At 33.0% G+C, this 9,566-nt stretch carries 8 protein-coding genes; 2 read left to right on the top strand and 6 right to left on the bottom strand.

The genetic code is table 11. From position 1 onward, the window contains the following. Both Q428_RS12855 and Q428_RS12850 read right to left on the bottom strand, forming a co-directional pair. A partial coding sequence (locus tag Q428_RS12855) for a UvrD-helicase domain-containing protein (protein WP_035381562.1) occupies window positions 1–969 on the bottom strand: 969 nt, incomplete at its 3' end. Window positions 970–977: 8 nt separating this feature from the next. Next, window positions 978–3,617, bottom strand: coding sequence for a DEAD/DEAH box helicase (locus Q428_RS12850; protein ID WP_051515170.1), 2,640 nt, complete (start codon window positions 3,615–3,617; stop codon window positions 978–980). Between the two features lie 214 nt (window positions 3,618–3,831). Between Q428_RS12850 and Q428_RS12845 the strand changes: the two genes are divergently transcribed. Together Q428_RS12845 and Q428_RS12840 are read left to right on the top strand one after the other, a co-directional pair. Continuing rightward, the gene (locus Q428_RS12845; protein WP_035381560.1) at window positions 3,832–5,445 is read left to right on the top strand and encodes a Na/Pi cotransporter family protein; all 1,614 of its coding nucleotides are present in this window, start codon (window positions 3,832–3,834) and stop codon (window positions 5,443–5,445) included. A 118-nt stretch (window positions 5,446–5,563) separates the two neighbouring features. Next, entirely contained in the window at window positions 5,564–5,785 is a 222-nt protein-coding gene (locus tag Q428_RS12840) for a hypothetical protein (RefSeq protein WP_035381558.1), read from the top strand. Window positions 5,786–5,806: 21 nt separating this feature from the next. Here the strand turns inward: Q428_RS12840 and Q428_RS16605 are convergent, their stop codons facing one another. From Q428_RS16605 to cwlD, 4 genes are all read right to left on the bottom strand, one after another. Further along, window positions 5,807–6,169 carry a hypothetical protein gene (locus Q428_RS16605; protein ID WP_341349054.1) on the bottom strand — a complete coding sequence of 121 codons (363 nt, stop codon included), beginning with the start codon at window positions 6,167–6,169 and terminating at the stop codon, window positions 5,807–5,809. Beyond that, the gene (locus tag Q428_RS12835) at window positions 6,142–6,789 is read right to left on the bottom strand and encodes a radical SAM protein (protein WP_341349052.1); all 648 of its coding nucleotides are present in this window, start codon (window positions 6,787–6,789) and stop codon (window positions 6,142–6,144) included. Before Q428_RS12835 ends, Q428_RS16605 begins: the two co-directional genes overlap by 28 nt. Further along, a complete protein-coding gene (gene amrA / locus Q428_RS12830; RefSeq protein WP_035381556.1) occupies window positions 6,786–8,195 on the bottom strand; it encodes an AmmeMemoRadiSam system protein A in 1,410 nt (469 codons plus the stop codon). Before amrA ends, Q428_RS12835 begins: the two co-directional genes overlap by 4 nt. Before the next feature lie 188 nt (window positions 8,196–8,383). Then, window positions 8,384–9,094 carry an N-acetylmuramoyl-L-alanine amidase CwlD gene (gene cwlD / locus Q428_RS12825; RefSeq protein WP_035381554.1) on the bottom strand — a complete coding sequence of 237 codons (711 nt, stop codon included), beginning with the start codon at window positions 9,092–9,094 and terminating at the stop codon, window positions 8,384–8,386. Window positions 9,095–9,566: the final 472 nt, after the last annotated feature.

Below are 9,566 nucleotides of genomic sequence, written 5' to 3'. Positions count from 1 at the left end.
GAAACCTTTAATTTTTCTTGATATATAAAGAGCTTCATTAAAGGCATCATGGTGTTTTTTTACTATTATTTTATTTCCATATTCCTTTGAAGATTCTAAAGGGTTATCCCCAAGGAATACCTTTGCTGCCTCAATTATTGTCCTGCTTGAACGATAATTGATAGGCAGAGTGTATTCCCTGGGATTATATAATCTTTTAAACTCTTTAAATACTCCTGAGATACCAGTTCTAAAGGAATAAATCTCCTGGTTTGGATCACCAATAACGAAAATATTAGTTGATTCTCCAGATAACTTTTTTATAAGCTGAAGCTGGTTTAAATCAGTGTCTTGAAATTCGTCTATTATAATCCACTTTGGGCTAATAGGTTTATCAAGAATTTCAATACATCTGATAATTAAATCATCAAAATCCATTATATTTCTATTTATCTTCTCCATAGTATAAAGGCTGTATAGTTCATTTATGTCATCTGTGTTCTTCATTACTCCATAGAGAACTTTTCCCTTTTTAAACTCCTCAATCCTTTTGATAAGCTTTGATTTATATTTTACATTGAGCTTTTCCTTCTCTATTATTTCTATAAGCAACTGTGCTGCTTCTTCATTATCAATAACTTTAAAATCAGGGCTGTAACCAATATCTTTTAACTTTGGACTATCTGCTAAAATGCTTTTTGCTACAGAATGGAAAGTACCAAAGTATTTTAATTCTTCCTTTAATGCATCTGAAAACTCTAATACCCTGTTTCTTATTTCCTTAGCTGCTTTGTTTGTAAATGTAAGAACCATTATATCCTCAAGTTTAATATTTTCAAGCAAATGAAGATATAGTACTTTATGGGTTAAAACCGTTGTCTTTCCACTTCCAACTGCAGCATTTAACACAGCATATTTGTCCTTTGCTTTAACTGCTTCTAACTGGTATTTATTAAGTTTACCAAGTTCCCTTAAGTATATTTCCAGCATAATATCACCTATTTTTTGAGGTCATCAAAGCGCCTCATTATCTTATCTATCTTACTTTCTTTTTGATTAACTTCAACATCAATTTTAAATTTATCTGGAGCCTTTATATAGCGTTTAATTATATTTTCTATTTTTTGTTTGTTCTGTGTTTCCATTATCCATTCCCTGTAAAAATCTGCTGCAACATTAAAAATCAATGTATCACCTGCTATTTTTACTCCATCTACGGTTTTAAAAAATGGAACAAAAGCTTCGCTCCTATTATTTAAGAAATCAATAAATTCATTCCATTTGTTCTCAAGCTCAATTAAACCACAGAACTTCTCTTCAAATATTTTAATACCTTCAGCAGGTGCTTTAACTTTCACTTCAACTGGAGGTTTCTTCTCATTCATCATTCCTTCAAGTCCCCATAGCACCAGTTTTTTATCAAGGTGATAATCTCCAACACAAGCTGGGCAACCATCTTTACACCTGCAATTTTTAACAAGCTCAATTGCTTCAGTCAATATTTCATCTGCATAATCAAAAACCTTTTCTGTAAAGCCAAGTCCTCCTGGATATAGATCATAAAGTATTACATATGCCCTCTTTACTTCACCCTGTTTTTCCACTGTATTAAATATTGTTCCTCCTATATCCTCAGAAGTTGCCATAGTTCTCATCCTTGCAGAGGTCAGCAGGGCATGCTTTATTCCATTATAGTAATTAAATTGAGTATAAGAATTAATAACATTATCCACATCAGAAGGAATTAAAAACCACATTCCTTCTGTTTCAAGCTCAGTATAAAGATTTTCTTTAATTGGCTCAAAACCAAGGTTTTGTCTGTTATGAAACTGTATCATTTTATAAGCTGGTACAGCTTCTTTAATTTTAACATCACCAAAGGTGGCTGATGTTCTGTTAATTTCCCTGTTTTTAAATTCATTTAATATAATTACAGCGGTTTCTGTAAATGGTACTGTAAAATAATTCATATCAACGGGCACTACCGTTGCTATTCTATTTACCAGATCAAGACTTTCTACTAAGTATTGCATACCATCATGTATGTAAATTGCTTTAGGATAAACTTCATGGAAAGCTTGATATTCATCCATTTCTGTAAGCATTACACCGTTCTCTTTATTTATTACTTTGTATATATCACTGGATATATTTCTTAAATTAAAGTCACCAGCTGGGAAATCCTTGCCTATCCATGTAAAAAGACCTGATTCATTTTTTATTTCCCCTGCTTTTATAAGTACTGGAACAATTTCACCAAGGTCAGGAAAAATAGAAGCATCATCCAGGGATAGTGGCAGTTCTGCAGCAGCTGCTCTGGTGTGGGCAAGTTGAATAAATAAATTGTCTTTATCAATTACAGCATTTTCTACCCCAGTTTTTATAAGCCATTCAGTGTTTACTGCAATATATTGATCAATAGGTGATACATCTAGGACTAAAAGTCCAACAGCACCATCTCCCCTTCTTCCAGCTCTTCCAATCTGTTGAAAAAAAGATGCCTTAGTTCCTGGAAAACCACAAGAAATTGCAAGCTCTAAAGTACCTATATCAATACCAAGTTCCAGAGCATTTGTAGCAATTACACCGTTTATAAGTCCCTTTGCAAGTTTTGTTTCTATATCCTTTCTCTCCTTAGGAGTATATCCTCCTCTGTAACCAGATATTTTATCGGTTAAATCTCTGCCTAGAGTTGGAAGGCCTTCAATATTAGATAACCTGTCCCTTGCCTCTTTAAGTACAACTTCAACTTCCCTTCTGCTTTTGCAGAAAGTAATGAATCTAACTCCATTTTGTATAAGTTCAGGTATAAATTCAGAAACCTCTTCTTCAGGTGTTTTTCTATATTCCGTATCCCGGACATAGGGGGGCTGCCATATATAAATTTTCTTCTCAGTTCCAGGTGAACCATCTTTACTTATATGTGAAAATTTTTCGCCACTGATGTTCTCTGCAAGTTCAACTGGATTTGCAATTGTTGCTGAGCTAAATAAAAACTGAGGATTAGACCTGTAATATTTACAAACCCTGTTCAACCTTCTCATTATATTTGCCATATGGGAGCCAAATGCACCTCTATATACATGAAGTTCATCTATAACTAAAAACTTTAACTTGGAGAATATATTATTAAATCCATATATGCTGTGATTAGGCAGAAAAGCTGAATTTAGCATTTCCGGATTTGTAAGTATTATGTTTGCATTCTTTCTAATCCTTGAACGTTCATTTGCAGGTGTATCTCCATCATATATACCTGCTTGAATTTTATCCTTTCCAAAATACTCAAGTATGGGCAAAAAGTTTCTGAATTGATCATGGGCTAATGCTTTTGTTGGATACACAAAAATAGCCTTTGAATTTTGATCCTTTAATATTTTCTCAACTACTGGAAGAAGAAAGCTTAGTGTTTTACCGCTTGCTGTGGATGTTGTTATTATACAGTTTTCTCCTCTGACTGCCCTTACAAACATCTCATACTGATGGGAATAAAGCTTATCTATTCCCTGATTTTTTAAGTAGTCAACTAATTCTTGACTCATAATCTCTGGATAACCCATAAAGCTTCCTTCTCTTTTATCTAACTTTATCTCACCTATAAGTTTATCTTCAAATCCTAAGAGTTTTTTGAGGTCCATATTTATCCTCCTATGTTATCTTTAGTTTCAATTCACACATTTTTATTTTAATCTTTATATATTATCTCTTCAAATATAATATTTACCTATTAAAAACAAGAATCCTTTGAATTACACCAAAGGTTAATTAAATTTGAAAAATTTAACACAAAATTAACAAAAATGTAGTATCATTTTAATATGGGATATATTTAGATATGTAGGGGGTAAAATCATGAATTACAAAATGATTTTCGAGTTGCTAGGGGGACTAGGCCTTTTTGTCTATGGTATGAAGTTAATGGGTGATGGACTTCAAAAAGCTGCAGGTGAAAAACTTAAACAAATACTTGAAGTTTTAACTTCTAACGTAATAGTTGGTATTTTAGTTGGAACTGGCGTTACTGCAATTATTCAAAGCAGCAGTGCTACAACTGTAATGACTGTTGGCTTTGTCAATGCTGGGCTTATGACTTTAAAACAGGCTGCTGGCGTAATTATGGGTGCAAACATTGGTACCACAATTACTGCTCAACTTATAGCCTTTAAACTTACCGATATAGCTCCTTTTATTTTAGCTGTTGGTGCGGCTTTGGTGCTATTTACTAAGCGTAAAAGAAGCCACGATATTGGCGAGATAATCCTTGGATTTGGTGTATTATTTGTTGGTATGTCGATGATGGAACATTCAATGAAACCTCTTCGCACAATGCCTGAGTTTATCAATCTGATAGACACCTTAGGACGCCACAAATTCCTTGGTATTCTTGTTGGTCTTGGTATGACTGCAACTGTACAAAGCAGCAGTGCTACAATTGGTATACTTATAGCCCTTGCTTCAGGCGGTACAATAACACTTGAAGTTGCTTTGCCTATATTGTTTGGAGATAATATAGGTACATGTGCAACTGCACTTTTAGCAAGTATCGGTACAAATAAAAATGCAAAGCGCGCTGCTCTTATACATTTAATTTTCAATACAATAGGTACAATCATCTTTATGCTGGCTTTTCCATGGATTTTACCATTGATAAAATCCCTAGGAGGAAGTATATCCAGACAGATTGCAAATGCCCATACAATGTTTAATGTTGCAAATACAATTATTCAGGCTCCTTTTGTAGGATTATTAGTTGCTTTTGTTAATAAACTGGTTCCTGGTGAAGATAAAAAAGAAAACCTAATGGTACTTGAATATATTGATGAAAGATTGATTGAAACTCCATCTATTGCAGTAGGTCAGGTAGTTAAAGAGGTTGTAAGAATGGGAAAGCTTGCTTCTAAAAACGTAAACACCTCACTGAAAGCCTTTTTATATGGTAATGAAGATGATATCCGTTCTATCTATGAAATCGAAGAAGTTATTAATTTTCTTGAAAGAGAAATCACTGGCTTTATGGTTTCACTTTATAATACATCATTATCAGAAAGTCAGTCAGAAATAATTACTTCTCTTTTCCATGTTGTTAACGACATTGAAAGAATAGGTGATCATGCTGAAAACCTTGTTGAGTTAGCTCAGTATAAAATTGAAAACAGCCTGAGTTTCTCAGAACAAGCCATTACAGAGGTTAAATATATGTTTGAAAAGGTTCAGTCTGCTGTAGATAATGCTATAGATGCCCTTGAGAATTTTGATTTTAAAGCAGCCCAATCGGTTATTGACATAGAGAGTAAAATAGATAAACTTGAAAAGCAACTGAGGAAAGACCATATAGACAGACTTAATAAGGGAATTTGTTTTCCAGCAAGTGGTGCCATATTCCTTGATATAATAAGTAATCTTGAGAGAGTTGGAGATCACTCAAACAATATAGCTGAGATTGTTTTAGAATTTAATAACGACTAGGTATTATAACCATTAATACATACTTTTTACATAATACATATATTTTATTTCTTTAAATTATGTCCCTTTCATAGTAATATATAATTACAGTCAATATAAACATAAGGAGTTGTTACACATGAGAAGATTTGAATACCCATACTTCGGCAAAAGATATTTATACGATATACCTAACAAAACTCTCCATGATTTAGTTAATGAAACTGATGAATGTAAAATTAATGAGATTCATGAAGATGATATTGATATGTATAGTCATTTAAACGAACTGGCATTATTACTTGAACATCCAGTATACTATCCTTGCCCACACTGCATGAAAAAAGAAGAAGAAAAATAATTAAGGGGCTCTTAGCCCCTTTTAGATTATTATTTTTATGGTTTCTCCACAATCTGGGCATTTATTAGAATCAACCAATACCCTTGTGGCATATCCTTTTCTTTCTACAAGAATATTATTGCATCTAGGACAGTAAGTACTGTTATCAATATTTGAAACATTACCAATATATACATAGTTTAAATATTTCTTTGCAATCTCCCTAGCCCTGATTATACTTTCAACTGCAGTAGCAGGAGCATTAAACTTATATGTTGGATAGTAGCGGCTCAAATGCAAAGGAATATTTTTATCTATTTCTGCTATCCAGCTACAAAGTCTCTCAATTTCCTCCCTAGAATCGTTATAACCACCGATTAAAAGGTTGTTAATTCCACATGGCACTTGGAATTTGCAATTTCAATTGTTTCTAATACATCATTTAACCTTCCACCACAAACCTTTTCATAAAAGCCTTCACTAAAGGATTTTAAATCTATATTCATAGCACTTATAAAGGGTAAGATTTTTTTAAGTGGCTCTTGACTGATATATCCATTGGTTACTAACACTAAATCCAGTCCTCTAATTAGTCTTGCCACATCATAAACATATTCATACCATACAGTAGGCTCGTTGTAAGTAAAGGCAATTCCTGTATTTAAAAAATCTCTTTTCTCCATAGCTAAGCTTATAAGCTCCTCAGCTTCTAGAAATCTTGTTTCCGGATAGTTTTTAGATATTGTAAAGTTTTGACAAAAACCACAAATAAAATTACATCCAAAACTTCCTGCAGATAAAATATTTTTACCAGGTCTAAAATGATATAATGGCTTTTTTTCTATGGGTTCAAGGGAAATAGAGCTTATTTCACCATAATTTATAGCTATTCCTTTACTATCTTCTATCTTCCTTACACCACACAATCCAAATTGTCCTTCACCTAACTTACAGTTATGGGGACACAAGTTACATTGATAAGTTTTATCATTAACTTTGATTATGTACATTGCTTCCTTCTTCATTTTGCACCATGCCTTATCACTTCAAATTTTTCAATTTGGTAATCCTCATCTTCATCTATTCCAGCCTTTCTTAGGGCAATTCTAAGCTGTTCTTCTACAGTATCTATTCCTTCTAAATCAGGTAGCAATAATCCCGTTCTTCTTCCCTTTCTAACTATAACCCCAAACCTTTTTGGGTTCAGCTCCCCAATTGAAGCCTTCTCAGGCATAGTTAAAACATCAACTGATATATCCAAATCAGAAAGTTCTTCCTCCTCAATTGGATAAAATCTAGGATCATACTGACCTGCTTCAACAGCATTTCTAATTATTTCATTAGCAATATTATCTGTTGTTGGAAGTATCGTACCTATACATCCCCTTAATTCACCATCTTTTTTAATTGATATAAAGACTCCTGCAGAATTTTTTCTTAATTCATCAGGAATATATTCTGGTATATCTATGTATTTCCCACTTCTAATAAAATTCTCTAAACTTTCCCTTGCTAATCTGACATATACATCTTCGTCATTTCTTTTAATTTCAAATTCTCTATTCTCCCCTTCAATTAATGTATCTAAAATTGAGTTGTTACTTTTTTCAATTGCTCTAAGTTTTATTACACCATATCCAACCCCAAAGGGACCTTCATAAGATAAAACCTCTCCCTTAAGCTTATATCCATCCCCTGCACCAAACATAATATAAAAGGATCTTAAACCACATTCCCCTGCCTCTTTTATAAGTTTTTTATCTAATGTAAATATTCCTTCTACGTCACCCTCAGAAATCAGTTTTACTATTTTCTCATCAAACTCTCTACCATAGGGACTATAATCATATGGGCCTGAACTGCTTAGTCTATGTGATAAATCTCCACTTGCTATTATTACTGCATTAAACTCATCCTCTTCAACTGCTTCTTTAATTGCCTTTCCGAATTTGTATAGTTCTATCTTTGAAAGAAGACCATAAGTTATATGTACTATTTCATAATCTGTATAATGTTTATTAATATGATAGAGTGGAACTAATGCTCCATGATCCAGTTCACAGAATTCATCATACTCCTTTAATGAATTATGATTAATGGCAACTGCTGAAACATCATAATTTTCAGCATGCTTTATTATTGTATCACTAAGCTGCATATTAACGTTACAGTTAAGCTTTACATATGGAGCTCCAAATCTTCTAAAGTCACCCTGTATATTTGGAACATTTGAAATTGCAACAGCATCTTTAAACATTGGTCCATGGGGCGTAATTATGATTATAGCCTCTGGCTTCAGCTTTTCTATTTCCTGGGCAATATTATAACAAGCATCGATAGTTTTCTGCACTTTTTTCTCTTCTCCCCTGCCTACTTCAGGTAACATAATTGGTGGATGTGGCATAACATAATATCCTAATATTTGTCCCATTAAAATACCTCCCAAATCTTTTAAATCAATAATGTTATGGATTTTACATTTTATTTATCTTACATCATAATAATATATTATATCGTTTTTTTTGATTAATTATTTTCTATAAGACAAAAAGCCAAAACCTAAATACCACATTGAAATGGTTGTTAGATTATTGGCTTTAAATAAAATCTCTTCTATTTTTATCTTTGTTCTATTATAGGCTCTGTGAAATATTTTATTATACCTGAATAAATTGCCCATGCTATTTTATTTTGGTAGCCTTCATCTGCAAGAAGCCTTTCTTCAGCTGGATTAGATAAAAATCCACATTCTATAAGAAGTGAAGGTATTTTATTATCCTTTAATATATAGTAACTGTCCGATGATTTTTCTTGTCTTTTGTTATTTCTATCTAAGGTATTAACCAACTCTGTCTGAACAAACTTAGCAAGACGTTTACTATCTTCATCTTCCTTTGGGTAAAAAACCTGTGCTCCATAATATTGCGCCTGTGGAAAACTGTTTAAATGTATGCTGATAAATAAATCTGCTTCAGTTTCCTTTATTATAGTTTTTCTATTCTTTAAATCTTCATTCTTTTTATTCCTTATTGTACCAGATTGACTATACAGTCCCTCATCAACTTCTCTAATCATTATGCATGTATCACCGTTTAATTCTATATATGCCTTAAGTTTTTTAGCAATAGCAAGATTTATATCCTTTTCAATAACTCCATGTAATCCAACTGCTCCACCATCTATACCTCCATGACCTGCGTCAATAATTATCACCCTGTTTCCTGATTGTATTAATCCTTTCTCAAATACATGAAAATAATTAATGTCAACGAGTAGAATCACTGAAATTATCACTATAAAAATGAGAACCCTTTGAACTTTCTTTCTCATATAACTCCCCCTATAAGATTCACACATTTAATTATATTAAATCTAAGGGACAGTTATGTATTGTTCTGAGTATTCAAGGGACACTTTGGTATTGTTATCGTTGTTTTATCAGGGACGGTCAATAAAATTATCAGGGACGGTCAACAATAGTTTTGAATGAAATGGATATTAGTTGTTATATCCTCTTTCTAAGGTGTACCCGGCATAGGCGACAGCTTGGCGGTGAAAGTCTACTATGGGCTTGTTACTGGGAACCATTAGCCAATGGCAAGGGTGTCCCCCGTGAGGTGGAATCTCAAGGAAACCGGAGGCAAAGTCCTAGCTCGATGAAACCACATAGGGACAGTAAAGAATAGTTAAGAAGAAATAGGATATAAATTTACAAAGCCTTTGCCTTGTCCTTTCAAGGAGAAACTAGTCTTTCTGTTTTGTGAAAGTTGAGTAACATATAATTTAAACTTATACAAAGGAC

It is taken from the genome of Fervidicella metallireducens AeB, assembly GCF_000601455.1.
Classification (GTDB): domain Bacteria; phylum Bacillota; class Clostridia; order Clostridiales; family Caloramatoraceae; genus Fervidicella; species Fervidicella metallireducens.
The sequence above is the reverse complement of the archived record's forward strand: the minus strand, read 5'-3'. Positions and strand labels throughout refer to the sequence as shown.

Bases quoted from the DNA above. Each gene is read 5' to 3' on its own strand.
- Q428_RS12850 (WP_051515170.1), bottom strand. From the start codon at position 3,617: ATGGACCTCAAAAAACTCTTAGGATTTGAAGATAAACTTATAGGTGAG.
- Q428_RS12845 (WP_035381560.1), top strand. From the start codon at position 3,832: ATGAATTACAAAATGATTTTCGAGTTGCTAGGGGGACTAGGCCTTTTT.
- Q428_RS12840 (WP_035381558.1), top strand. From the start codon at position 5,564: ATGAGAAGATTTGAATACCCATACTTCGGCAAAAGATATTTATACGAT.
- Q428_RS12835 (WP_341349052.1), bottom strand. From the start codon at position 6,789: ATGAAGAAGGAAGCAATGTACATAATCAAAGTTAATGATAAAACTTAT.
- amrA (WP_035381556.1), bottom strand. From the start codon at position 8,195: ATGGGACAAATATTAGGATATTATGTTATGCCACATCCACCAATTATG.
- cwlD (WP_035381554.1), bottom strand. From the start codon at position 9,094: ATGAGAAAGAAAGTTCAAAGGGTTCTCATTTTTATAGTGATAATTTCA.